General features: G+C 61.9%; 21 protein-coding genes. 9 read left to right on the top strand and 12 right to left on the bottom strand.

The features are described from left to right. The first annotated feature begins 6 nt into the window (after positions 1 to 6). A complete protein-coding gene (locus AO692_RS07030) occupies positions 7 to 948 on the top strand; it encodes an alpha/beta hydrolase (RefSeq protein WP_054309299.1) in 942 nt (313 codons plus the stop codon). A 117-nt stretch (positions 949 to 1,065) separates the two neighbouring features. Beyond that, positions 1,066 to 2,514 carry a family 16 glycosylhydrolase gene (locus tag AO692_RS07025; protein WP_054309298.1) on the top strand — a complete coding sequence of 483 codons (1,449 nt, stop codon included), beginning with the start codon at positions 1,066 to 1,068 and terminating at the stop codon, positions 2,512 to 2,514. A 62-nt stretch (positions 2,515 to 2,576) separates the two neighbouring features. Here AO692_RS07025 and AO692_RS07020 read toward each other — a convergent pair whose 3' ends face one another. The 10 genes from AO692_RS07020 to puuE form a co-directional block, all read right to left on the bottom strand. Continuing rightward, the gene (locus AO692_RS07020; protein WP_054309297.1) at positions 2,577 to 4,166 is read right to left on the bottom strand and encodes an ABC transporter substrate-binding protein; all 1,590 of its coding nucleotides are present in this window, start codon (positions 4,164 to 4,166) and stop codon (positions 2,577 to 2,579) included. An 87-nt stretch (positions 4,167 to 4,253) separates the two neighbouring features. Then, on the bottom strand, positions 4,254 to 5,918 hold the full coding sequence (locus AO692_RS07015) for an ABC transporter ATP-binding protein (RefSeq protein WP_054309296.1): 1,665 nt from the start codon (positions 5,916 to 5,918) through the stop codon (positions 4,254 to 4,256). Beyond that, positions 5,911 to 6,732: an ABC transporter permease gene (locus AO692_RS07010; protein ID WP_054309295.1), complete on the bottom strand. Its 822-nt coding sequence runs from the start codon at positions 6,730 to 6,732 to the stop codon at positions 5,911 to 5,913. The genes AO692_RS07015 and AO692_RS07010 overlap by 8 nt, the downstream gene beginning before the upstream one ends. A gap of 7 nt (positions 6,733 to 6,739) precedes the next feature. Then, positions 6,740 to 7,699 (bottom strand): ABC transporter permease, encoded by a 960-nt coding sequence (locus AO692_RS07005; protein WP_054309294.1) that lies wholly within the window; start codon positions 7,697 to 7,699, stop codon positions 6,740 to 6,742. Between the two features lie 13 nt (positions 7,700 to 7,712). Beyond that, positions 7,713 to 9,302, bottom strand: a complete 1,590-nt coding sequence (locus AO692_RS07000) for an ABC transporter substrate-binding protein (RefSeq protein WP_054309293.1) — start codon at positions 9,300 to 9,302, stop codon at positions 7,713 to 7,715. Between the two features lie 421 nt (positions 9,303 to 9,723). Further along, a complete protein-coding gene (locus AO692_RS06995; RefSeq protein ID WP_054309292.1) occupies positions 9,724 to 11,313 on the bottom strand; it encodes an ABC transporter substrate-binding protein in 1,590 nt (529 codons plus the stop codon). Between the two features lie 247 nt (positions 11,314 to 11,560). Continuing rightward, positions 11,561 to 12,154: a nucleoside deaminase gene (locus AO692_RS06990; RefSeq protein ID WP_054309291.1), complete on the bottom strand. Its 594-nt coding sequence runs from the start codon at positions 12,152 to 12,154 to the stop codon at positions 11,561 to 11,563. Continuing rightward, positions 12,151 to 12,663, bottom strand: a complete 513-nt coding sequence (locus AO692_RS06985; RefSeq protein WP_054309290.1) for an ureidoglycolate lyase — start codon at positions 12,661 to 12,663, stop codon at positions 12,151 to 12,153. The genes AO692_RS06990 and AO692_RS06985 overlap by 4 nt, the downstream gene beginning before the upstream one ends. Positions 12,664 to 12,687: 24 nt before the next feature. Next, complete coding sequence (locus tag AO692_RS06980) at positions 12,688 to 13,521, bottom strand: bifunctional allantoicase/(S)-ureidoglycine aminohydrolase (RefSeq protein WP_161808048.1); 834 nt, start codon at positions 13,519 to 13,521, stop codon at positions 12,688 to 12,690. 23 nt (positions 13,522 to 13,544) lie between these two features. Continuing rightward, positions 13,545 to 14,978, bottom strand: coding sequence for an allantoinase PuuE (puuE, locus tag AO692_RS06975; RefSeq protein WP_054309480.1), 1,434 nt, complete (start codon positions 14,976 to 14,978; stop codon positions 13,545 to 13,547). 182 nt (positions 14,979 to 15,160) lie between these two features. On the opposite strand from puuE, the gene uraH reads away from it, so the two are divergent. Genes uraH through xdhC form a run of 4 tightly spaced genes read left to right on the top strand, consistent with a single transcriptional unit; the run spans position 15,161 to position 20,330 of the window. Beyond that, positions 15,161 to 15,535, top strand: a complete 375-nt coding sequence (gene uraH / locus AO692_RS06970; protein WP_054309288.1) for a hydroxyisourate hydrolase — start codon at positions 15,161 to 15,163, stop codon at positions 15,533 to 15,535. A gap of 3 nt (positions 15,536 to 15,538) precedes the next feature. Continuing rightward, positions 15,539 to 17,020, top strand: a complete 1,482-nt coding sequence (gene xdhA / locus AO692_RS06965) for a xanthine dehydrogenase small subunit (RefSeq protein WP_054309287.1) — start codon at positions 15,539 to 15,541, stop codon at positions 17,018 to 17,020. Position 17,021: 1 nt separating this feature from the next. Further along, complete coding sequence (xdhB, locus tag AO692_RS06960) at positions 17,022 to 19,382, top strand: xanthine dehydrogenase molybdopterin binding subunit (RefSeq protein WP_054309286.1); 2,361 nt, start codon at positions 17,022 to 17,024, stop codon at positions 19,380 to 19,382. 60 nt (positions 19,383 to 19,442) lie between these two features. Beyond that, entirely contained in the window at positions 19,443 to 20,330 is an 888-nt protein-coding gene (gene xdhC, locus AO692_RS06955) for a xanthine dehydrogenase accessory protein XdhC (protein WP_054309285.1), read from the top strand. 13 nt (positions 20,331 to 20,343) lie between these two features. Here xdhC and dps read toward each other — a convergent pair whose 3' ends face one another. Both dps and AO692_RS06945 read right to left on the bottom strand, forming a co-directional pair. After that, the gene (dps, locus tag AO692_RS06950) at positions 20,344 to 20,832 is read right to left on the bottom strand and encodes a DNA starvation/stationary phase protection protein Dps (RefSeq protein WP_054309284.1); all 489 of its coding nucleotides are present in this window, start codon (positions 20,830 to 20,832) and stop codon (positions 20,344 to 20,346) included. 117 nt (positions 20,833 to 20,949) lie between these two features. After that, on the bottom strand, positions 20,950 to 21,870 hold the full coding sequence (locus AO692_RS06945; RefSeq protein ID WP_054309283.1) for a LysR family transcriptional regulator: 921 nt from the start codon (positions 21,868 to 21,870) through the stop codon (positions 20,950 to 20,952). Between the two features lie 141 nt (positions 21,871 to 22,011). Here AO692_RS06945 and AO692_RS06940 point away from each other — a divergent pair, with 141 nt between their 5' ends. The 3 genes from AO692_RS06940 (at position 22,012) to AO692_RS06930 (ending at position 25,296) form a co-directional block, all read left to right on the top strand. After that, positions 22,012 to 23,235 carry a urate hydroxylase PuuD gene (locus AO692_RS06940; protein WP_054309282.1) on the top strand — a complete coding sequence of 408 codons (1,224 nt, stop codon included), beginning with the start codon at positions 22,012 to 22,014 and terminating at the stop codon, positions 23,233 to 23,235. 166 nt (positions 23,236 to 23,401) lie between these two features. Further along, on the top strand, positions 23,402 to 24,724 hold the full coding sequence (gene guaD / locus AO692_RS06935) for a guanine deaminase (RefSeq protein ID WP_054309281.1): 1,323 nt from the start codon (positions 23,402 to 23,404) through the stop codon (positions 24,722 to 24,724). 68 nt (positions 24,725 to 24,792) lie between these two features. After that, positions 24,793 to 25,296, top strand: a complete 504-nt coding sequence (locus AO692_RS06930) for a heme-degrading domain-containing protein (RefSeq protein ID WP_054309280.1) — start codon at positions 24,793 to 24,795, stop codon at positions 25,294 to 25,296. Positions 25,297 to 25,309: the final 13 nt, after the last annotated feature.

Below are 25,309 nucleotides of genomic sequence, written 5' to 3'. Positions count from 1 at the left end.
CCGGTCATGACCGACTACACAAAGCTGATCGATGCCGAGACCTGGGCCTTCATCGAGAAGACCAACTCCTATTATCCGCCCGACACGATCGACTACACGATCGACCAGCAGCGCGGCATCTACGACCGCATGTGCCGGGAGTTCTTCGCAGGCTACCCGGATGGCATCACAGCGGAAACGACCAGCATTGAAACGCTGGATCACGCCGTTCCCATCCGCATCTATCGCAAGGCCGGAGATGCGCCGAAAGCGCTGGTGCTCTATTTCCATGGCGGCGGCTTCATCCTTGGCGGATTGGATAGTCATGACGACGTCTGCGCCGAACTGTGCGGCCGGACCGGCTATGAGGTCGTCTCGGTCGATTATCGTCTGGCGCCGGAACATCGCCATCCGGCCGCCTTCGACGACGCGACCGCCGCTTTCCACTGGGCAGCCTCGCGCTACACGCTGCCGATCCTGCTGGTCGGTGACAGCGCCGGCGGCAACCTCGCCGCTGCAGTCGCGCACGCAACGCGCACGCATCCACGCCGGGCTGTCGGTCAGCTGTTGATCTATCCCGGTCTCGGCGGCGATCAGTCGAAGGGCTCTTATGTCACGCATGCCGAAGCGCCCATGCTGACGATGCGCGACCTGATCTTCTACAAGAATGTCCGCACCGGCGGGGAGGGGCGGATCGGTGACCCGACCATCGCGCCGCTGCTCGACCGCGATTTCGCGAACCTGCCACCCACCGTCATCATCACCGCCGAATGCGACCCGCTGTCCTCCGACGGCGAGGCCTATCGCGACCGCATCCTGGCCGCCGGGGGCAAAGCCGTCTGGCGGGAGGAAGAGGGCCTTGTGCACGGCTATCTGCGCGCCCGTCACACCGTGAAGCGTGCGCGTGAAAGCTTTGCGCGCATCGCAGAGGCCGTCGGGCAACTGGGCAGGAGTGAATGGGCTTATTGAACAGCGGCTATTCCGTGACGGCCTGTAGCATAATGTTAGAAATTTAGCGGGTCGTCATATGGGGAGGTGGATGCTAGCGTAAACAAGGGTGGCTTTTAACGAGGATAGGAGATCTCCATGGCCACCGTGCGCAACGCCAAGGGCGTGCTGCTCCCCTATAGTGAGCCCCCCGTCAGCCATTTTTCGGCGACCAATTCTGGTCCTGATCTCTACGGCAGCGTCCGGAATGATTCGCTGTGGGGCGACAGCAAGGTGAATGTCACCATGCATGGCGGGCTGGGTGACGATACCTACCATCTCTATTCGGCCATCAACCGCGCAGCGGAAGAACCGGGCGGCGGCATCGACACCGTCGACACCTGGATGAGCTACACTCTGCCCGACAACATCGAGAACCTGACCGTTACCGGCAATGGGCGCCATGCCATCGGCAATGATCTCGACAACATCATCAGCGGCGGTTCAGGCAAGCAGACGATCGATGGCGGTTTGGGCGACGACGTGTTGACGGGTGGCGGCGGCGCTGATGTCTTCCTGTTCGAGAAGGGCAATGGCAGCGACCTGATCACGGATTTCGGCAGCGACGACAATGTTCGCCTGACTGGCTACGACTTCAGCTCGTTCGCCGAGGTGAAGACCAATATGGTCCAGTCGGGCAGCGATGTGCAGCTGAATCTCGGATCGGACGAGATCCTGGTCTTTGCCAACACGACCGTCGATCAATTGAAGGCGAACCAGTTTGAGTTGAGTCTCGACCGGTCTCAGTTGAATCTGTCCTTCTCGGATGATTTCGATACGCTGAGCCTGCGCAACGGCACCAGTGGCACTTGGGACACCAACTTCTGGTGGGGCGGCGAAAACGGCAGCACGCTGACTTCGAATGGCGAAAAGCAGTGGTATATCGACCACGACTATGCGCCGACGGGCTCGGTCAATCCGTTCGATGTGGAGAACGGCGTGCTGACCATCACAGCTGCCAAGGCAGAGGATTCGATCAAGCCTTACATCAACGACTATGACTACACGTCGGGGCTGCTCAATACCTACGGGTCATTCACCCAGACTTACGGTTATTTTGAAGTCCGCGCCGATATGCCCGACAACCAGGGTGTCTGGCCGGCCTTCTGGCTGCTGCCGGCGGACGGGTCCTGGCCGCCGGAACTCGATGTGGTGGAAATGCGTGGGCAGGATCCGAATACGGTCAACGTCGCCGCGCATTCGAATGAAACCGGTAGCCGCACGACAGTTGGGTCGGCGGTGAGCGTGCCCGACACCGAAGGCTTCCACAATTATGGCCTGCTTTGGACCGAGGACGAACTGGTCTGGTATTTCGACGATACTGAAATCTTTCGCGCTGAGACCCCGTCGGACATGCACAAGCCAATGTATATGCTGGTCAATCTGGCCGTGGGTGGTGCCGCCGGAACACCGGCCGACGGGCTGGCGACGCCAGCAGAGATGCAGGTCGACTATATCCGCGCCTATGAGCTGAACGACGCCAACGCGCAGGTGGATGTCGGCCAGACCGCCACCTCGCCGGCTCACGTGGATGACTGGTGGCACTAAGCCACCGTCTTCAGCGCCATGCGGCTATCCCTTCCTGCCGCATGGCGCTGTATTCCTGATTTTCAGGCCTTCAGCCAGCAGGCGCCCAAGGCATAACCATCCATCATCTCGCCTTGCGGATTGGCGACCCAGCCGTCGACCTTGCTGGTCGCGGCGGCGTCGATGAACTGGTTGAAGAATGGCACCGCCGTGCCGCCCTCGTCGCGCACCAGCATCGCCATATCCTGAAACAGCGTCTTACGCTTGTCCTGGTCGAGTTCGCCACGCGCCTTCATCAGCAACTGGTCGAACTCAGGCCGCTTGAAGCGTGTGTCGTTCCAGTCCGCGGTGGAGGCGAGCGCCGTCGCATACATCTGGGCCTGTGTGGCCCGGCCGCCCCAATAGGAAAGCGAGAATGGCTTCTTGTTCCAGACTTCCGACCAGTAGCCGTCGCCGGGCTCGCGCTTGATCTCGATCTTGATGCCTGCCTTGGCGCAGCTCTGCTGGTAAAGCTGGGCGGCATCGACTGCGCCGGGGAAGGCGACATCTGAGGTACGCAGCAGGATCGAACCCGAATGGCCGGACTTCTTGTAGAGTTCGGCTGCCTTTTCAGGATCGAACTTGCGTTGTTCGATGCCCTCCGGAAACAACGGATAGGCAGCATTGATCGGGAAGTCGTTGCCGAGCGAGCCGTAGCCGAACAAGATCTTGGACAGCAGCTCCTCGCGGTCCATCGCGAGCTTGAGTGCCATGCGCAGGTCGGCATTGTCGAAAGGTGCGGTGTCGCAGAACATGTTGAAGGGATAGAAGCCTCGGCCGGAGGTCGACTCCACCGAAACGCCCGGCACGCGCTTGACGAGATTCACCACCTTGGGCTCGACCCGGTTGATGAAGTGCACCTGACCGCCCTGCAGCGCTGCGAGCCGCGCGGTCGCGTCGTTGATCACGACGATCTCGACCTGGTCGGCATGGCCAAGCTTGTCGCCACCCCAGTAGTTGGCGAAGCGTTCGCCGCCATGGCGCACGCCCGGCTCGTTGACCTCGACCTTGTAAGGGCCTGCGCTGATGCCGGCATTTGGATCATCCTTGCCGCCATTCGGCTGGATGACGAGGTGATAGTCGGCCATCAGATAGGGGAAGTCGGCGTCGGGCTCGGCCAGCGAGACGATCACGTCCTTGCCCTCGGCCTTCATCGCCTTGATGTTCTTCAACACACCAAGCGCGCCCGACTTGGACTTCTCGTCAGCATGGCGCTCCAGTGTAGCGAGCACGTCCTCCGCCTTGACGGTCTTGCCGTTGTGGAACTCGATGCCGTCGCGGACCTTGATCGTCCAGGTCCTGGCGTCGTCGGACGAACCGATCTCTTCCGCGATCATGTTCTCCAGGCTGCCGTCCGGCTTCAGCCGGTTGAGGAACTCGCCCCACTGTTTGCAGAAATTGAAGGTGACCTGGCTGAGGTTCGTGGCTGGATCGAGGCTGTTGGTGGACTCGCCTCCTTGCAGGCCGGCCTTGAGCACGCCGCCTCTGGCCGGGGTCTGGGCAAAGGCGCGATCGGCAAGCGTTCCGGCCATGGCCGCGGTGACACCAAGCGCGGCAGCCCGACCGAGAAAATCGCGGCGGGTGATGCCGCCTGTGCCGGCGAGTTTTGCGAGATGATCGAGTTCTGTTGTCATGGTCTGCTCCCTCCCTGTTTCGGGCCCATCCGTCCCCAAGATGGTCACAGTGACGGCCGCTCGTTGCGGCCGGATGACAACCTACCCTTAATTTCCAGCGCTCTCCATGCGCCGGCCCTGGATAGCAGTTTCCAGCCAGCCCTGTTCCATCTCCGGCACGGACGAGAGCAGCAGATCGGTGTAGGCATCGAAGGGAGGTTCCAGCACCTGGCTCTTCGGCCCATAGCGCACCACCTCGCCGCGGTACATGACCGCGATCGCGTCTGCGATCGATTTCACCGTGGCAAGGTCATGCGTGATGAAGAGGTAAGCCACCTTTTCTTCCTGCTGCAGGTCGAGCAGCAGTTTCAGGATGCCGTTGGCCACCAGCGGGTCGAGCGCGGACGTGACTTCGTCGCAGATGATCAGCTTCGGTTTCGCCGCCAACGAACGGGCAATGCAGACGCGCTGCTTCTGGCCGCCGGAAAGTTCGGCCGGATAGCGATCGGCGAAGCCAGTGCCCATCTCGATCTTGTCGAGCAGTTCGGCAACACGCTGATCGCGCTCCTTGCCGCGCATGCCGAAATAGAACTCGAGCGGCCGGCCGATGATGGTGCGCACGGTCTGGCGCGGGTTCATGGCCACGTCGGCCATCTGGTAGATCATCTGCAATTGGCGCAGATCTTCCTTTGGCCTGTCGGCAAGCCGGTTGGAAAGAGTGCGGCCATCGAAGCTGATCGACCCTTGCTCCGGCGGCAGAAGACCGGTGATGGCGCGGGCCAGCGTCGACTTGCCGGAACCGGATTCGCCGACCACTGCCAGTGTCTGGCCGGGATGCAGATCGACCGAGACATTCTTCAGCACTTTGACGACGCCGCCGCCATAGGCGGCGGTCACGTTCTTCACCGACAGCATCGGTGAAGGGCTCGGCTGTTTTTCGGTGTGGTCGATCTCGTGTACCGCGACCAGCGCACGGGTGTAGTCCTGCTGCGGCAGCTTGATGATCTGATGCGTGTCGCCGCGCTCGACCAGCCGGCCGTTACGCAGCACTACGATTTCGTCGGCCACCTGTGCAACCACGGCAAGGTCATGGCTGATGTAGAGCGCCGCGACATGGGTATCGCGGATGGCGTCCTTGATTGCAGCCAGAACGTCGATCTGGGTGGTCACGTCCAGCGCCGTCGTCGGCTCATCGAAGACGATCAGGTCGGGCTCCGAGCACAATGCCGTCGCCGTCATCACACGTTGCAGCTGGCCACCCGAGACCTGATGCGGATAGCGGTTGCCGATGGTTTCGGGATTGGGCAGGCTGAGCTTCTTGAACAGTGCGACGGCGCGTTTTTCCGCCTCGGCGCGCGTGGCAATGCCATGCAGCAAGGCAGCTTCCACCACCTGATCCATCAGCTTGTGTGCGGGATTGAAGGCCGCAGCGGCCGACTGCGCCACATAGCACACCTCGCGACCGCGCACCTTGCGCACGCCCGCCGGACCAAGTGTCAGGATATCACGGCCGTTGAGCAGAACCTGGCCGCCGCTGATCTTCACGCCGCCGCGGCCAAAGGCCATCGAGGACAGGCCGATGGTCGACTTGCCGGCACCGGATTCGCCGATGAGACCCAGCACCTTGCCGCGTTTCAGCGTCAACGAGACATCATGCACAAGCGTTATCGTCTTGGGCGCCTCATCGGGCGGATACACCCGCGCCTCGATCCTGAGGTCGCGGATATCGAGCAGCATTTCCGGCTTGTGCGTTGCCGCCTGTGCCTTAGCCATTGCCGCGTCCTCCCTTCAGGTCCGAGGTGCGGTTCAGCACCCAGTCGGCAACGAGGTTGACCGAAATAGCGAGCAAGGCGATCGCCCCCGCCGGGATGAGGGCTGCCGGGATGCCGAAGACGATGCCGTCCTTGTTTTCTTTCACCATGCCGCCCCAATCGGCGTCCGGCGGTTGTACGCCGAGACCGAGGAAGGACAGCGCCGACAGGAACAGCACCGCATAGATGAAGCGCAGGCCGAGTTCCGAAACCAGCGGCGAGAGTGCGTTGGGCAGGATTTCGCGGAAGATGATCCAGCCCATGCCTTCGCCGCGCAGTTTGGCGGCTTCGACGAAATCCATGACGTTGATATCGACCGCGACCGCGCGCGACAGGCGATAGACGCGGGTGGCATCGAGAATGCCCATCACCAGGATCAGCGTCACCACCGTGGTGGGCAGCACCGACAAAACCACCAATGCGAAGATCAGCGTCGGGATCGCCATCAAAAGATCGACGAAGCGCGACAGCAGCATGTCGAATTTGCCTCCGACCGTTGCCGCCGTGAAACCGAGGATGGAGCCTAGGCAGAAGGCGAGTGCGGTCGCCAGCACCGCGATGAAGATGGTGATGCGGGCCCCGTAGATCATGCGCGAAAGCAGATCACGGCCGAGATTGTCGGTGCCCAGCACATTGGCCGAAGACATCGGTGCCCAGACGTCGCCGACGATCTCGCCATTGCCGTAGGGCGCGATCCAGGGCGCGAAGATCGCGCAGATCAGGAACAGTCCGGTGAGGATCAGGCCGATCCAGGCAGTGAAGGGAATCTGTCTCATGCCGCCCTCACTTCGGATGCCGCAGACGCGGATTGGCGAGGATCGCGGCAATGTCCGCGATTATGTTCAAGGTGATGTAGACGGCGGCGAAGATCAGGCCGACAGCTTGCACCACAGGTACGTCGCGCTTGGCGACATGGTCGACCAGATATTGTCCCATGCCCGGATAGACGAAGATGACTTCGACCACGACGACGCCCACGATCAGATAGGCGAGGTTCAGCATCACCACATTGACCACCGGCGCGATCGCATTGGGGAAAGCGTGCTTGCGGATGATCTCGAAGGGCGACAAGCCCTTGAGCTCGGCCGTCTCGATGTAGGCCGACTGCATAACGTTGAGGATCGCCGCGCGCGTCATGCGCATCATGTGCGCCAGCACGACCAGCGTCAGCGCGGTGGCCGGCAACGCGATCGCCTTCATGCGTTCCAGGAACGGCATGCCGTCATAGACCGTCGAGATGCCCGGGAAGATCTGCCACTGAACGGCGAAGAAATAGACGAGCAGATAGCCGATGAAGAATTCCGGCAGCGACGTGGAAGCCAGCGCCAGCCCCGAGATCAGCTTGTCGACGAAGCCGTTGCGATAACGTACGGCGAGCAGGCCGAGGCCGATCGCCAGCGGCACCGAGACGACGGCAGCCCAGAAGGCGAGGAAAAGCGTGTTCCACAACCGGCCGCCGATGGCGGAGGCGATGTCCTGGCCCGACGACAGCGCCGTGCCGAGATTGCCGGTCAAAATGCCGCCCAGCCACTTGAAGTAGCGGATATAGGCGGGATCGTTGAGGCCAAGTGCCTCGCGCAGATTGGCGAGCGACTCTGCCGTCGCCGACTGGCCGAGAATGGACTGGGCAACGTCCCCAGGAAGGATCTGCGTGCCGACGAAGATCAGCACGGAGACGGCGAACAGGAGCAGAAGGCCCAACGCGATGCGTTGGGCGATCAGTTTCAGGATGGGCGAGCTCACCGGGCGGCCTGGATCAGGCCGCCAGCCAGCAGATCGACAGGGCGTAGCCGCCGCACATCTCCTGCGCCGGGTTGCTTACCCAACCCTCCACGCCCTTGCCGGATGCGTCGATGTACTGGTTGAAGAACGGAACGATCAGGCCGCCCTCGTCGCGCATCACCATGGCGATGTCGCCGTACATCTTCTTGCGCTTGTCCTGTTCGAGCTCGCCACGTGCGGCCAGCACCATCTTGTCGAATTCCGGCCGCTTGAAGCGCGTGTCATTCCAGTCCGCGCTGGAAATGTAGGCGGTGGAGTACATCTGGTCCTGTGTCGGCCGCCCGCCCCAGTAGGAGAGCGAGAATGGCTGCTTGTTCCATACTTCCGACCAGTAGCCGTCGCCCGGCTCGCGCTTGATCTCGATCTTGATGCCGGCCTTGGCGCAGCTCTGCTGGTAGAGCTGGGCAGCGTCCACTGCGCCGGGGAAGGCGACGTCCGAGGTTCTCAGCAGGATGGAGCCGGAATGGCCTGACTTCTTGTAGAATTCGGCCGCCTTCTCAGGATCGAACTTGCGCTGCTCGAGGTCGGTGGGAAACAGCGGATAGGCTTCGTTGACCGGGATGTCGTTGCCGACCTTGCCGTAGCCGCGAAGGATCTTCTCCAGCATCTCGTCGCGGTCCATGGCGAGCTTGAGCGCCATCCTGAGGTCGTTGCTGTCAAAGGGGGCGGTATCGCAGAACATGTTGAACGGGTAGAAGCCCTTGCCCGAGACCGCCTGGATGGTGACGCCTGGGACGCGCTTGACGAGGTCTACGATCTTCGGCTCGACGCGGTTGATCATGTTGACCTGGCCACCCTGGAGTGCGGCGGTGCGCGCTGTCGCATCGTTGATGACGATGATCTCGACCTGGGCGGCATGGCCGATCTTGTCGCCCTGCCAGTAATTGGCGAATTTTTCGCCGCCGTACCGCACGCCCGGTTCGTTGACCGTCACCTTGTAGGGGCCGGCGCTGATGCCGGCATTCGGATCATCCTTGCCGCCGTTCGGCTGGATGACGAGATGATAGTCGGCCATCAGATAGGGGAAATCGGCATTCGGATCCTTGAGGGTGATGACGACCTCGTCGCCGTTCACCGCCATCTTGTCGATGCCCTGCAGGATGCCGAGCGCGGCCGATTTCGACTTTGCGTCGCTGTGGCGTTCGAGCGTGGCGACAACGTCCTGAGGCGAAACGGTCTTGCCGTTGTGGAACTCGATGCCCTTGCGAATCTTCATCGTCCAGGTCTTGGCGTCATCGGATGACCCGACCGACTCGGCGATGCGGTTCTCGAGGGTGCCGTCGGGGTTCAGTTCGACCAGCATCTCGCCCCAGCACTTGCCGAAGTTGAAGTTCACCTGGCTGAGGTTCAGCGCCGGGTCGAGCACGTTGGAGGATTCGCCGCCTTGCAGGCCGGCTTTCAGCACGCCGCCTTTGACTGGGCCTTCCGCCTTCGCTGCGCCCGCAAGCAGCGTGTTGGCGAAGGCCGCGCTAACGCCGAGAGCTGCCGCACGGCCGAGAAAATCGCGGCGGTTCAGCTTGCCGGCGGCAACGCGACGGCTGAGGTATTCGAGTTCGTTCGACATTCTTGTTCCTCACTCTTTTGGCTCGGCCATTTTGGCCGATTTCTTGTTTTTGTCAGGAGAATAATGAACGTAAGGGAAACTTTAGCCAAGACCGGATGCGACATCGACTGCCGCATATGGCATGTCGCTTTTGAGCTGTCCGTGCGTGTACGGTTTTGGGTGCTTTTGAAAACAGCGACCAGATTACCCCGGAAACCCGCCTTCTCCCGGTAAAAATGTGGTTTCCTGGAAGCGCAACACGGTTTGCAGGCCTGCGGGCGGCCAAGTTTTGAGTGGCCACCGTTAGGCTATTCTGTTTGCGACACCGTGTCGCGCAGGCATGCCGAGCGCTTCGCAACCCATGGATGCAATCGACACGCCCCGCGTCGGCCTGAAGCTTCTCCCGTTCTCCAGCGCCCCCTTCACGCTCGGCCGAGCATGATCATGCCAGCAGCCAGCACTTGGTCAGCGCATGGCCGTTCATCAATTCGCTGTTCACGTCGTCCACCCAGCCTCCGACATTGGCGCTGGTTGCGTCGATATAGTCGTTGAACATCGGTACGATGACACCGCCCTCGTCACGCTGCATGACGCCGGCCTGCCGATAGAGCGTCTTGCGCTTGGCCGAATCCAGTTCCGAACGCGCCTGCAGGATAAGCTTGTCGAAATCGTCGCGGAAGAAGCGGGTGTCATTCCATTCCGCATTCTTGAGATAGGCGATGGAATAGACCTGGTCCTGCGTTGGGCGACCTGTCCAGTACGACATGGAGAAGGGCTGCTTGTTCCAGACTTCGGACCAGTAGCCGTCGCCGGGCTCGCGTTTGACCTCGATCTGGATGCCGGCCTTGGCGGCGCTCTGCTGGTAGAGCTGGGCGGCATCGACCGCGCCGGGGAAGGCGACGTCCGAGGTACGCAGCAGCACCGGTCCGGAATGGCCTGACTTCTTGAAGTGGAATTGTGCCTTGTCGGGATCGTATTTGCGCTGCTCGATATCGTCGGAGAACAGCGCATAGGCCTTGCTCACGGGCATGTCGTTGCCGACGGTGCCATAGCCGCCGAGAATCTTCTGCACCATCTCCTCGCGGTCGATCGCGTATTTCAGCGCCAGCCTGAGATCATTGTTGTCGAAGGGCGCCGTGTTGCAGTGGGCGATGAAGACGTAATGGCCCTTGCCGGCGACGTTGCGGATGGTGACACCCGGCACGCGTTTGACGAGCGAAACGATCTTCGGCTCGACACGGTTGATCATATGCACCTGGCCACCCTGCAGCGCGGAGGTGCGTGCCGTGGCATCGTTGATGACGATGATCTCGACCTGGTCGGCATGGCCACGCCGGGCCTTGTCCCAATGGCCTTCGTGGCGGGCGCCGACATGACGTACGCCCGGTTCATTGGTCACCATCTTGTAGGGGCCGGTGCCGATGCCGGCGGTCGGATTGTCCTTGCCGCCATTGGGCTGGATCATCAGGTGATAGTCGGCCACCACATAGGGCAGGTCGGCATTGGGTTCCTTCAGCTTGATGACGACGTTGCCGCCATCGGCCTTGACGCTGTCGAACTCGGAGATGAAGGCGAGGGCAGCGGATTTCGAGTTCTTGTCACCATGGCGTTCCAGGGTCGCCACGATATCCTCGGGCGTCATCTCCTTGCCGTTGTGGAAGGTGACGCCCTTTCGGATCTTGAAGGTCCAGGTCTTGGCATCGTCGGATGCCTCGTAGGATTCGGCGAGCTTGGGTTCGATGCCGCCCGTGGGTGTCACCTCCAGCATCTGTTCGCCCCAGCAGCGGCCGAATGTGTAGGGGACCTGGCTGGCCCACAAGGCAGGGTCGAGACTGTCGGTGGCGGCACCCCCTTGCATGCCGGCTTTCAGCACGCCGCCCTTGACCGGGCCTTCAGCCTTCGCGGCATCTGCGAGCAGCGTGTTGGCGAAGGCTGCGCCGACGCCAAGGGCTGCCGCGCGACCGAGAAAATCGCGACGATTCAGCCTGCCGGCGGCGATGCAACGGCTGAGGTATTCGAGTTCATTCGACATTGGTTCCCTCACTCCTTGGGTCGACCACTCTGGTCGATTTCTTGTTCTTGTCGGGAGGAGAATGGACGTAAGGGAAACTTTGGCGCAAGGCCGGATGCGACATTGATTGCCGCATATGGCATGTCGGCCCTGGGCTCTGGTGGGGGCTTTTGAAAAAGAGTGCCCCGTTGCAAACCGCAGTGTGCCTGTGGAAATGCGGTTTGCAACGGTCGGAATAGACGTGCAGTCCCGAAGAGCGGACCCGGGGTTAATTCAGAGGGATGTCGTTGTCGGCCTTGCCATCCTGATAGTCGGCGGAAAGCGCGTCGTATTTGTCGGCGATGGTCTTGATGCGGGATTCCAGCCGATTGCGCTCCGTCTCGGGCAAGTCGCGCACAAGGCGGCGCAGTGAATAGCTTTTCCAGTAGGCGTTCTCGGCATTGTAGCCGCCGGGCTCGAGCGTGAAGACCTCCTTGAGGATCTTCAGATCGTGCGGGATGGCGAAGCTGTCACGAGAATCCTCATGGCTGAACAGGTAGTAGAAATTGTCGAAGCCGGTCCAGGTGATCGCCGACAGGCAAAGCGAACATGGTTCGTGCGTGGCGAGAAAGATGGCATCCTTGGTATCGACACGCTCGGCCTTGGGCATCTCGTAGAAGCGCTTCAGGCAATGCACTTCGCCGTGCCAGAGCGGGTTCTCGGTTTCGTTGTTGGTTTCGGCCAGAACCAGCGAGCGGTCGCTCTTGCGCAGGATGGCGGCGCCGAACAGCTTGTTGCCTTCATCCACGCCGCTTTCGGTCTTCGGCACGATGTCGTGCTCGATGACGTCGAGCAGTCGGTCGATCAGCGAAACGTCGGTCATGGCTGGAACCCTTCGGGCAAACGGATTTCGTATGGGTGCGAGAAGTGGAATTCCTCGACGTTGGAACCGTCGCCGCCGCGGTCGACGACGACGAAGTCCTGTGGTTCGCCGATCGGGGTAAGCACGCCGTGCCACAGATTGCGCGGGTAGTTCACGCCCTGACCAGGCTTGGTGATGAAGGCATGCGGTTTGGCGGGGCCATCCGGCCCATCGTGGCAAACCACGACCACGAAGGGGCGAGGCGACAGCGGCACGAAAGCCTGGCTGCCGAACGGATGCCGCTCCACCATCGATAGCTTCAGGGGGAACTCGTAAGGCGTGCCCTTGAAGAGGTTGATCAGCACGTGGCCGTTCGGATCGATCGCTTCCGCGCGTGCCAGCGCATGATAGCGCTCGCACTTGCCGCCATTGATCGGGTAGTGGCCATCGGTCTCGGTGTCGATGACCTCGCCGAATTCGGCGAAATTGGCGCGCGTCAGAGGCTTGGCGGTGATGATTCTGCCGGTCATCGAGTTCCCTCCAACCTGCTATCGCTATCGTCCGAAACCGCCGAGTTTGGCGTGGCGGTTGACGTCCTTGTAGAGCAGGTAGCGGAACTTGCCCGGTCCGCCTGCGTAGCAGGCCTGTGGGCAGAAAGCGCGCAGCCACATATAGTCGCCGGCTTGCACCTCCACCCAATCCTGGTTGAGGCGGTAAACCGCCTTGCCTTCCAGCACGTAGAGCCCGTGCTCCATCACATGCGTCTCGGGAAAGGGGATGATGCCGCCCGGCTCGAAAGTCACGATGGTGACATGCATATCGTGGCGCAGGTCCAGGGGATCGACGAAACGGGTCGTCGCCCAGCGCCCTTCGGTATCGGGCATCGGGTTGGGAGCGACGTCGTTTTCGTTGGTGAAGATCGGCTCGGGCATATCGACGCCGTCGGCTTTTTCGTAGGCCTTGCGGATCCAGTGGAAACGCGCGGTCGCCTTGCCGTCGTTGCGCAATGTCCAACCACTCGACGGCGGCAGGAAGGCGTAGCCGCCCGGCTTCATCACATGGTTCTTGCCGGCGAGCGTGACGGTGATCTCGCCTTCGACCACGAAAAGCACGCCTTCCGCGTCGGCATCTGGCTCAGGTTTGTCGCTGCCGCCACCAGGCTGCACTTCCATGATGTATTGCGAGAAGGTCTCGGCGAAACCCGACAGCGGGCGGGCGATGATCCACAATCGCGTCTTGTCCCAGCCCGGCAGGTAGGAGGTGACGATATCGCTGAACTCGCGTTTGGGGATGACCGCGTAGGCTTCCGTGAACACCGCGCGATCGGTGATCAGATCGGTCTGTGGCGGCAGTCCGCCTTTTGGCGCGTAGTAGGTGCGATCGGCCATCTTCATCATATCCATCAGTAGACCTATGCGGGCAAAATATCCTTGAGGCGCAGCAGCGCGATGCGTTCGACCTGCTTGCAGGCCGTCTCGAACTCCTCGCCGCGGCTGTTGCCGATGCGGGTCTCGAACGCCGCCAGGATTTCTTCCTTGGTCTTGCCCTTCACGGCGATGATGAACGGGAAGCCGAAGGTGGTGACGTAGGCGGCGTTGAGCTTGGAAAACAGTTCGCGCTCCTTGTCGGTCAGCGCGTCGAGCCCGGCCGAGGCCTGTTCCTTCGTCGAATCTTCGGTCAGCCGCCTGGCCTGCGCCAGCTTGCCGGCGAGATCCGGGTGCGCGGTGAGCACGCCGAGACGTTCGGTCTCGGAAGCCGAGCGGAAAGCACGGCAGAGTGCGTTGTGCAGGCCGCCGGCGCTGTCATGCGCGGGACCGAGCTCCAGTTCGAAAGCGCGCTCGGCAATCCAGGGCGAGTGTTCGAAGATGCCACCGAAGCGCTGCACGAATTCCTGGCTGTCCATGCGGGATGGGCGGAGCGCCGCCGGCTCGTAAGGATGATGTTCGCGCCAGTGGTTGGCGATATCGATGCGTCGCGGCAGCCAGACCTTGTCGTGGCTCTTCACGTAGTCGATGAAGCGCTTCAGCGCCGCCGCGCGGCCCGGCCGGCCGATCAGGCGGCAATGCAGGCCGATGCTCATCATGCCGCTGCGTCCGGCCTTGCCCTCGGCATAGAGCGTGTCGAACGCGTCCTTGAGATAGGCGAAGAACTGATCGCCCGAATTGAAGCCCTGCGGGGTGGCGAAACGCATGTCGTTGGCGTCGAGGGTGTAAGGAATGACGAGTTGCGGCGGAATGGCCTTGCCGTGGCCGTCATGGTCGAGCCAGTAGGGCAGGTCGTCATCATAGGTGTCGGAAATCCAGGCAAAGCCGCCTTCGGCAGCAGCCAGTTTCACCGAATTCACTGAGGTGCGGCCAAGATAGAGCCCAGCCGGGCGTTCGCCGACCACTTCCTTGTGCAGGCGGATCGCTTCGTCCAGGTCGCGCTTTTCGTCGGCCTCGTCGTGATCGCGATAGTCGATCCACTTCAGCCCGTGGGAGGCGATCTCCCAGCCCGCGGCGGCCATGGCCGCGACATGATCGGGTGAACGCGCGAGCGCCGAAGCAACGCCGTAGACAGTCACCGGCACGCCAGCCTCGGTGAACATGCGGTGCAGCCGCCAGAAACCGGCCCGGGCGCCATATTCGTAGATGGATTCCATGTTCCAGTGGCGCTTGCCCGGCCAGGGGGCTGCGCCCACCACTTCCGACAGGAACGCTTCCGAGGCCGCATCGCCATGCAGGACGCAGTTCTCACCGCCTTCTTCGTAGTTGACCACGAATTGCACGGCGACATGAGCGCCACCCGGCCATTTCGGGTCTGGCGGATTGGCTCCGTAGCCACGCATGTCCCGTACGTAACGCATCATTCCTCCCTGCCGGTTGTTCCGGAAGTGGCCCCAGGATATCCAAAGGTTTGGGCCGCCATTACCACGAAATTTTTGAAAGTGCTTTTTGGTGCCGTCCGCTCGACCAGGGCTTATGCATCGCCTTTAATTGGCGCACAATTCATCACTATGTTCGATTGTACCGGAATGGGAGGCGGCAATTGGCGGAAACGTCGCACAACAATGGCGGGCGTCTGACGACGCATGTGCTTGATACGGCGACCGGCAAGCCGGCAGCCGGTCTGCTCGTCGATCTGTTCCGTCTCGACGACGGCAAGCGCACGCATCTGAAGAGTGTGGCCACCAACAGCGACGGCCGTTGCGATGCGCCGCTTCTGGCTGGTGACGAGTTCAAGCTTGGCGAATACGAGCTGGTCTTCTCTGCTGGCGATTATCTGCGCCGCTCCGGCGCCAAGCTGGCCGAACCGCCTTTCCTCGACATCGTGCCGATCCGTTTCGGTATGGCCGAGGCCAAGCATTATCACGTGCCGCTGTTGATCTCGCCCTACAGCTATTCGACGTATCGGGGAAGCTGAGCAATGGCCAAACTCAAGATCCGCTCCGAGCTGCGCTTCATCCTCAACGGCCGCGATGTCGCGTTGAGCGATGTCGCGCCCGACCAGACGCTGCTCGACTGGCTCCGCCTTTCCCGTTCGCTCAAGGGCTCAAAGGAAGGCTGCGCCGAGGGTGATTGCGGCGCCTGCACGGTTCTGGTCGGCAAGCTGGTCGCCGGCAAGCTGGTCTATGAGAGTGTCAACGCGTGCATCCGCTTCATGGGTTCGCTCGACGCCACCCATGTCGTGACGATCGAACATCTCGCCGGAGCGAGCGACACGCTGCATCCCGTGCAGCAGGCGATGGTCGATTTCCACGGCTCGCAATGCGGCTTCTGCACGCCTGGCTTCGTCATGTCGCTCTATGCGCTTTGGATGAAGTCGCCCGAGCCATCCGACGCCGAGATCGAAAAGGCGCTGCAGGGCAATCTTTGCCGCTGCACGGGCTATGAAGCGATCATGCGCGCCGCACGGGCCATCTCCAGCTATGGCAAGGCCGCGAAGGATCCGCTGCAGGCGGAGCGCAAGGCTGTGATCGCGCGCCTGACCGAGCTTCAGGACGGCACCCGCGTCGAGGTTGGTGCCGGCAAGGATCGTTTCATTGTGCCTGCCGATGTCGACGACTTCGCCAAGGTGCTGGAAGCCGAGCCGCAGGCCACCATCGTGGCGGGGTCGACCGATGTCGGCCTGTGGGTGACCAAGCATATGCGCGACATCTCGCCGGTGGTCTTCATCGCGGGGATCGAGGGCTTGCGCACGATCTCCGAGGACAAGGGAGTCATCTCGATCGGCGCGGGCGTCACCTACACCGAAGCATTCTCCTTGCTCGCCAAGCGCATTCCGGCGCTCGGGCCGCTCATTGACCGCATCGGCGGCGAGCAGGTGCGCAACATGGGCACGATCGGCGGCAACATCGCCAATGGCTCGCCGATCGGTGACACGCCGCCGCCGTTGATCGCGCTCGACGCCAAGCTCACCTTGCGCAAGGGCAAGAAGCGCCGCACCATCTCGCTCGAGAAATTCTTCATCGCCTATGGCAAGCAGGATCGCCAGCCAGGCGAGTTCGTCGAGGCCGTGCATGTGCCGATCCCGGAAAAGGGCGAAAAGTTCGCGGTCTACAAGATCACCAAGCGCCGCGACGAGGACATCACCGCGACGCTCGGCGCCTTCAGCCTGAAGCTCGCCAAGGACGGCACGGTGGCATCGATCCGCATCGCCTATGGCGGCATGGCGGCGACGCCGAAGCGGGCGACCGCAGTGGAAAAGGCGCTGCTCGGCAAGCCATGGACCGAGGCGACGGTGGAGGCGGCCATGGCGAAATACGCCGAAGACTTCGCGCCGCTCACCGACATGCGCGCGACAGCCGAATATCGGGCGCTGGCGGCAAGGAACCTTCTGCTGCGTTTCCATACCGAGACCACCGGCACCAGGGCGCCATTCCAGGTGTCACGTTACGAGGCGGCGTGAGATGACCAAGCACACCCCAAATCTCAAGGCGCAGAAGATCGTCGGCGGCGTCCATACCGACCAGCGCCACGATTCCGCCCACAAGCACGTCGCCGGCACCGCGGTCTATATCGACGACCTGCCGGAACCGGCGGGCACGCTGCATGTCGGCCTCGGTCTGTCGACTGTCACCCATGCCAAGCTGAAAACAGTCGACCTGACGGCCGTGCGTACCGCACCGGGAGTGGTCGATGTGCTGACCTACAAGGATGTGCCCGGCGAAAACGACGTGTCGCCCAGCGGCATGCATGACGATCCGGTCTTTGCCGAAGGCAAGGTGGAGTTTCACGGCCAGCCGATCTTCGCGGTCATCGCCGAGACACGCGAAGCGGCACGCAGCGCCGCGCGCCTGGCCAGGATCGAATATGAAGAACTGCCGGCGATCCTCAACATCTGGGACCTTGATCCGCTGAAGGACAGGCAGGTGGTGACGCCGCTGACCCTGAAGCGTGGCGATCCCGACGCGGCGATCGCGGCAGCACCGCGCCGCATCAAGAACCGCATGAAGCTGGGCGGGCAGGACCATTTCTATCTGGAGGGCCAGGTTTCCCTCGCGGTGCCTGGGGAGGATGACGAGGTCATCGTCCATTGTTCCACGCAGGGGCCGAGCGAAACGCAGCACCTTGTCGCGCATGCGCTCGGCGTGCCGAGCCATGCCGTCACCGTGGAAGTGCGCCGCATGGGCGGCGGTTTCGGCGGCAAGGAGACGCAGGCCAACCAGTGTGCGGCCATTGCCGCCATCGCCGCCAAGAAACACAAGCGTGCGGTGAAGGTGCGCCTCGACCGCGACGAGGACATGACGGCCACCGGCAAGCGGCACGACTTCGTTATCGACTACGATGTCGGCTTCGACGACGAGGGCAACATCCTCGGTGTCGATTTTATGTTCGCGCTCAATGCCGGCTTCTCGGCCGACCTGTCCGGCCCGGTCGGCGATCGCGCGCTGTTCCACTGCGACAACGCCTATTTCTATCCGAACGTGCACGCCAAATCGGCGCCGCTCTACACCAACACCGTGTCCAACACCGCCTTCCGTGGCTTCGGTGGCCCGCAGGGCATGGTCGGCGCCGAGCGTGTCATCGAAGAGGTGGCGTTTGCCGTTGGCAAGGATCCGCTCGAGATCCGCAAACTGAATTTCTACGACGCCATGGGCACGACGGGCGAACGCAACGTCACGCCCTATCACCAGAAGGTCGAGGACAACATCATCCACCGCGTCGTGGCGGAACTGGAAGCAAGCGCCGACTATGCCGGCCGCCGTCGCGAGATCGCGGCGTTCAATGCCAACAGCCGCTTCATCAAGCGCGGCATTGCGCTCACCCCGGTCAAATTCGGCATTTCCTTCACCAAGACCGAGTCCAACCAAGCCGGCGCGCTGGTGCACATCTACAATGACGGTTCGGTGCACATGAACCACGGCGGCACCGAGATGGGGCAGGGCTTGCATCTCAAAGTGGCGCAGGTGGTGGCCGAAGAGTTCCAGATCGATCTTGAGCGGGTGAAGATCACCGCGACCACCACCGCCAAGGTGCCCAACACCGCGCCGACGGCTGCCTCCTCCGGCGCCGATCTCAATGGCATGGCTGCCCAGAACGCGGCACGCCAGATCAAGGAGCGGCTGATCGACTTCGCTGCGGAAAAATACTCGGTGCCGGCCGATCAGGTGGTGTTCCTGCCCAACCGGGTCCGCATCGGCAATCAGGAGATTTCCTTCAACGACCTCGTCAAGCAGGCCTATCTCAACCGGATCCAGCTTTCGGCGGCAGGGCACTACAAGACGCCGAAGATCCATTGGGATCGCGCCAAGGGCCGAGGGCACGCCTTCTATTATTACGCCTATGGCGCCGCCTGTTCGGAAGTCTCGATCGACACCTTGACCGGCGAATACGTTGTCGAGCGCACCGACATCCTGCATGACACCGGCCGCTCGCTGAACCGGGCGATCGATATCGGCCAGGTCGAGGGTGGCTTCGTCCAGGGCATGGGCTGGCTGACCACCGAGGAATTGTGGTGGGACGGCAAGGGCCGGCTGCGCACGCACGCGCCATCGACCTACAAGATCCCGCTGGCGTCCGACCGGCCGAAGATCTTCAACGTCGCCTTGACCGACTGGTCGCAGGCCTATGAGCCGACGATCCACCGCTCCAAGGCTGTCGGTGAGCCGCCATTGCCACTCGGCATTTCGGTGCTGCAGGCGCTCTCGGACGCGGTCGCCAGCGTGGCCGATCACAAGATCAGCCCGCGCCTCGATGCACCGGCAACGCCTGAGCGTGTGCTGATGGCAGTCGAGCGGCTCAAGAAGGAAGTGCGCGGCAAGGCGTGAGCCTGCCATACGGGCAATCCGACGCGACAAGTGTTATATTCCCAGGACGGGAATGCGATGATGACCTCGAAAGTGCAGGACCTGAAAGAATTCCTTGCCGGCACCGGTCCGGTCGCGCTGGTTGAAGTGGCCGGCACGAGAGGGTCGACGCCGCGCGAGAAGGGCGCCTACATGCTGGTGTCGCCCATAGCGACCTACGGCACGATCGGTGGCGGCCAGCTCGAATATATGGCGATCGACAAGGCCAGGCAGATGTCGGGGGTGCTGCCGTCGCGCAAGGGCATGGAGCCTGCTACGGTTCATCGCATCGATGTCCAGGAAGCCTGCGCGACGCTCGATGTGCCGCTGGGGCCGGAGATCGGCCAATGCTGCGGCGGTCGCGTCGAGGTGCTCATCAGGTTGGTGGATGGCGTCATGGCCGCGGAATTGATCGCGACGGCACAAGCCGAAGAAGAGCATTTGCCGCATCTCTATATTTTCGGCGGCGGCCATGTCGGCAAGGCGCTTGCTGCCTCCGTGTCGCTGCTGCCCCTCCATGTGGTCGTCGTGGAAACACGCGCCGAGGAACTGGAGGGCATCACCGAGGCGGTCGAGACAAGGCTGACCGCGATGCCTGAGGAAATGGTGCGGCAAGCGCCGGCGGGTTCTGCGTTCGCTGTGCTCACCCACGACCATGCGCTGGATTTCCTGATCGCCGCCGAAGCCTTGAAGCGCAACGACACCGCCTATGTCGGCATGATCGGCTCCAAGACCAAGAAGGCGACCTTCAGGAACTGGTTCCTGAAGACTGCCAACGGCTCGGAAGCCGAATTCGAACGGCTGGTCTCACCGATCGGCGGCGATGCCGTGAAGGACAAGCGTCCGCCGGTGATCGCGGCCCTTGCCGCTTCCGAGATGATGACGGCGCTGGTCCGGCACCAGGTCAAGGCCGGTGCGGAAGCTGCCTGAGGCGTTACGCCCCTTATTCTTTTTCCTGCGTGTGGGCTTCCAGGAACCACAGCGACTTGTCGAGCGCACGTGAATAGGCAGTGAAGATGTCGGCCGTGTCGGCATCGCCCGCCTCGTCTGATTCATCTATCGCGGCACGGGCGGACTTCGCCACGGCAGCGTAGCGTTCGATCAGCGCGGCCAGATGATCCTTGGTCTTGTGGATGTCGGTCGGATAGGGCTTCAGCGTGGTCGTCTTGGTGACATCCTGCGACGTGCCATGGGCTGTGCCGCCAAGCTGCACGGCGCGTTCGGCGATGGTGTCGACATGGTCGTCCAGCTCGGTGCGGAAACCGTCGAGCATCTCGTGAATGGCGATGAACTGCGGACCTTTGACATTCCAGTGCGCCTGTTTGGTGATGAGCGCGAGATCGATCGCCTCGGCAAGGCGTGCGTTCAAGATGGCGATCGCAGTCGTTCTTGTGTTGGATTTCAGGTCGTTCTTGGTCTGGAAGTCGGCCATAGGAGATCTCCTGTTTTCGTGGGAGCTTGCAGGATTGGCTGGCGAAACGGAAGCGAGAGTGTCGCTTTCACGTCACCCGCGCAAGCCGCAACGAACAGCGTGGCCCTATGGTTCCGCCTATTTCCCGGCCAGGATGTCGCGGATCAGTTTCTGGCAACGGTCGGCCATGAAATCGAGCAGGAGCCGTACTTTCGGATCCTGCAATTTCTTGTGCGGATAGACGGCGGCAAACTGCACGGGTGTCGGTGGCGTCTTGGTCAGGATCACCTGCAGGCGCTTGTCACGGATATACGGCTCGACCTCGAAGCGCGGCTTGTTGATGATACCGCGACCTGCCAGCGCCCATTCCGTCAATACGTCGCCGTCGTCGCTGTCGAAGGGTCCGTGGACCTCGAATTTCACCACGCCTTCGGGCATCTGCAGCATCCAGAAGAACTCCCGGCTGCCGGGGTACCGCAGCATCAGGCAGTCATGTTTCCTGCCGATGAGCTCGCTGGGATCGGAGGGCTCGCCGCGCGCTTCGAGATATTTCGGGGAGGCGACCAGCACGCGCTCGCATTCCATGATGCCGCGCATCCTCAAGGATGAATCCTCGATCACGCCGAGTCGGAAAGCAACGTCGATGCCTTCCTTAAGGATATCGACATTGTGGTCGGACAGGCGCAGGCGTACCTCGATATCAGGATATGTGTCGTGGAAATCCGGAATGCCGGAGGCGATCAGCCTGCGTCCGAGCCCGAGCGGGGCGGTAACGCGAATAGTGCCGCGTGGCTGGCCCGACAATGCGGCGACGGCAGCCTCGGCTTCGACGATGGCATCCAGAACCTGCTTGGCACCGGTGTAGAACACGGTTCCGTGCTCGGTTGGCATCAGTTGCCGCGTCGTGCGGTTGAACAGGCGCACGCCGAGATGTTTTTCGAGTTCCTTGATACGGTTCGATGCGACAGCCGGCGAAATGCGCATGTCGCGCCCGGCGGCAGACAGGTTGCCAAGTTCGACGACGCGAACGAACACGGCGATGTTGTCGAGATAAGCCATTGTCCAGGGCGTTCCCTCTGCGCCTGATTTTGATACCAAGCTACTATTTTCCATTTTTTTTTGAAAGTCATCGTGTCGCTCGCCTCTTTCGATTTGTGCGCCAGTCCGTAATGTCGCCTGATCGGCACGAAGGGGTGGAGCATGCTCGACTATGTGATTTTCTGGGATTGGGTGGCATTCGCGGTGCGCTGGCTGCACGTGATCACCGGTATCGCCTGGATCGGCTCGTCCTTCTATTTCGTCGCGCTTGACCTCGGTCTGCGGCAGCGGCCCGGCCTGCCGGCTGGCGCCCATGGCGAGGAGTGGCAGGTCCACGGTGGCGGCTTCTACCACATCCAGAAATACCTCGTGGCGCCGGCCGAGATGCCGGAGCACCTGACCTGGTTCAAATGGGAATCCTATGCCACCTGGTTGTCCGGCTTCGCCATGCTGGCGATCGTCTACTATGCCGGCGCGGATCTGTTCCTGATCGACCGCAACGTGCTGGACGTATCAGCACCGGTCGCTATCCTGATTTCGCTCGCCTGCCTGGCTTCCGGCTGGATCGTCTACGATCTCCTGTGCCGTTCGCCGCTCCGCAACCACGACACGCTGCTGATGCTGGTGCTCTATGTGATCCTGGTGTTCATGGCCTGGGGCCTGACGCACCTCTTCACCGGACGCGCCGCCTTCCTGCATCTCGGCGCCATCACCGCTACGATCATGTCGGCCAACGTCTTCATGGTCATCATTCCGAACCAGAAGATCGTGGTCGCCGACCTCATCGCCGGCCGCAAGCCCGATCCCAAATACGGCAAGATCGCCAAGACCCGCTCGACGCACAACAACTACCTGACACTGCCGGTATTGTTCCTCATGCTGTCGAACCACTATCCGCTGGCGTTCGGCACGCAATTCAACTGGATCATCGCTTCGCTGGTGTTCCTGATCGGTGTGCTGATCCGCCACTTCTTCAACACGCAGCATGCCCGCAAGGGCAATCCGACCTGGACCTGGCTGGCTGCCGCGATCCTGTTCATCATCATCATGTGGCTGTCGACGGTGCCAAAGGTGCTGACCGGGGAACAGAAAGTCTCGTCGACGGCAGAGGTCTACACCGCCTCCACGCATTTTCCGGCAGCGCGCGATGCTGTTCTCGGCCGCTGCTCCATGTGCCACACGCAGGAGCCGGTCTATGAGGGCATCTATCACGCACCCAAGGGCGTGATATTGGACAGCGACGCGACGATTGCGGAACACGCGCGCGAGATCTATCTGCAGGCCGGCCGCAGCCACGCGATGCCGCCAGGCAACGTCACCCAGATCACCGACCAGGAACGCGCGCTGCTAGTGACGTGGTTCGAAGAGGCCGGGAAGAAGCAGTAGGCGTCACCGGCAACCCGAACGGGTGGCGTCAATCCGTTTCGCTGACACCTCTGTCCCGGATAACCGGTGGGTGAGGCTCGGGCAGCAAGTATCATCTCCTCGTTCGCGATGGAGGTGTCTGCAAAGCGGATGGCGAAGTGAAATTTGATACGGAAGCAAGAGCGAAATGACCACAACACTCCTGCGCGGCCGCACCCTGTCCTTCTTGCGCTGGCCGGAATCGATCGATGATCGCGCCGCCTATGTCTATGAGGAGGACGGTGCTGTTCTCGTTGCTAACGGCAAGATCGTCGCTTCCGGCTCCTACACCGAGGTTTCAGCGCGCGCCGGTTCCGGCGCACGGGTGATCGATCATCGTCCGCATCTGCTGTTGCCCGGCTTCATCGACGCGCACGTGCACATGCCGCAGATGCAGATCATCGCCAGTTATGGCGCCGAATTGCTCGACTGGCTGAACACCTACACATTCCCGGAAGAGTCGAAATTCGAGAATGCGCAACATGGCCGCCGTATTTCCCGGCTGTTCCTGGATGAGATGATCCGCAATGGCACCACGACGGTCGCCGCCTATTGCTCGGTGCACAAGCAGTCGGCGGAAGCCTTTTTCGCCGAGGCCTATGACCGCGACATGCTGGTGATCGCCGGCAAGGTGATGATGGATCGCAATGCGTTGGAGTCCGTGCACGACACCCCGCAGTCGAGCTACGACGATACAAAGGCGCTGATCGCGGCCTGGCACGGCAAGGGCCGCGGCCTCTATGCCATCACGCCACGCTTTGCCATCACTTCGACGCCAGAACAGATGGAAATGGCGCAGGCGCTTGCTCGCGAGCATCCGGACCTGCATATCCAGACACACCTGTCGGAAAACCATGCCGAGATCGCCTTCACTCAGGAACTCTACCCCTGGTCGAAGGACTACACCCATATCTACGAACATTATGGCCTGATGGGCTCGAAGACCCTGCTCGGCCATTGCATCCATCTCTCCGAACGCGAGGCAGATGCCCTGTCCGACACCGGCGCGGTGGCTGTCTTCTGCCCGACCTCGAACCTTTTCCTCGGTTCCGGCCTGTTCGACTACCAGCGCTATCGCAGCCGCGAGAAGCCGTTGCGCATTTCGACGGCGACCGATGTCGGCGGCGGCACCAACTATTCGATGCTGCGCACCATGGACGAAGCCTACAAGGTGATCGCGCTGCAGGGCGAAAAGCTCAATCCGTTCCAGTCCTTCTGGCAACTCACCCGCGGAAATGCCGAGGCACTGTCGGTGGTCGACCGTGTCGGCACGCTGGAAGCAGGAACCGACGCCGATATCGTCGTGCTCGACAGCCAGGCGACGCCGCTGCTGCAGGTGCGTTCGGAACGTATCAACTCGTTGGCCGAGGAGCTGTTCCTGCTGCAGACGGTCGGCGACGACCGCGTTGTGCGCGAAGTTTATGTCGCGGGAAAGCCGGCCAAGAGCGATCTGATGGTGGCGAATTCCTGATCTGCCCTTGACCCAAGGGCAGTTTGCCGTAAACGCGGATGGACATTTCGTGTCTTCTGGGAGGAAGCATGGCCGCGAGCGAAGATATCGAGACGATCAGGCGTCAGGAGGCGGCGCTCGTCCTTGAAAGGTTCGATGAGGCCGTCGCCTTCGAGATCGGCAGTGCGATCCGCGCGCGGGCGCTGAAGGAACAGCTGCCGATCATCGTTGACATCCGCACCTTTGACCGACCGCTGTTTTACGCCGCCATGCCAGGCTCCAACGCGTCCAATCCCGATTGGGCGCGGCGCAAGATCAATGTCGTGAAGCGCTATCTGCGCAGTACGTACCGCATGGTGTTGGAACAACAACGCCCGGACCGCACCTTCAAGGTGGGCGAGGGGCTGGATATCGCCGAATATGTACTTGCCGGCGGCGGCTTTCCCGTCACCGTCAAGGGCGCCGGTGTGATCGGTGTGATCGCTGTTTCCGGGCTCCCGGAACGCGAAGACCACAACGTCGTGGTGGACGCGTTGTGTGCATACCTTGGGGTCGATCGCGCCAAGCTCGCTTTGCCGCCCTCCGTTGATTGACGTCTTTTCCCGC

The sequence above is a fragment of the Mesorhizobium sp. 1M-11 genome, assembly GCF_001303895.1.
Lineage (GTDB): Bacteria > Pseudomonadota > Alphaproteobacteria > Rhizobiales > Rhizobiaceae > Mesorhizobium.
This window is presented reverse-complemented; position numbering and strand designations above follow the sequence as displayed.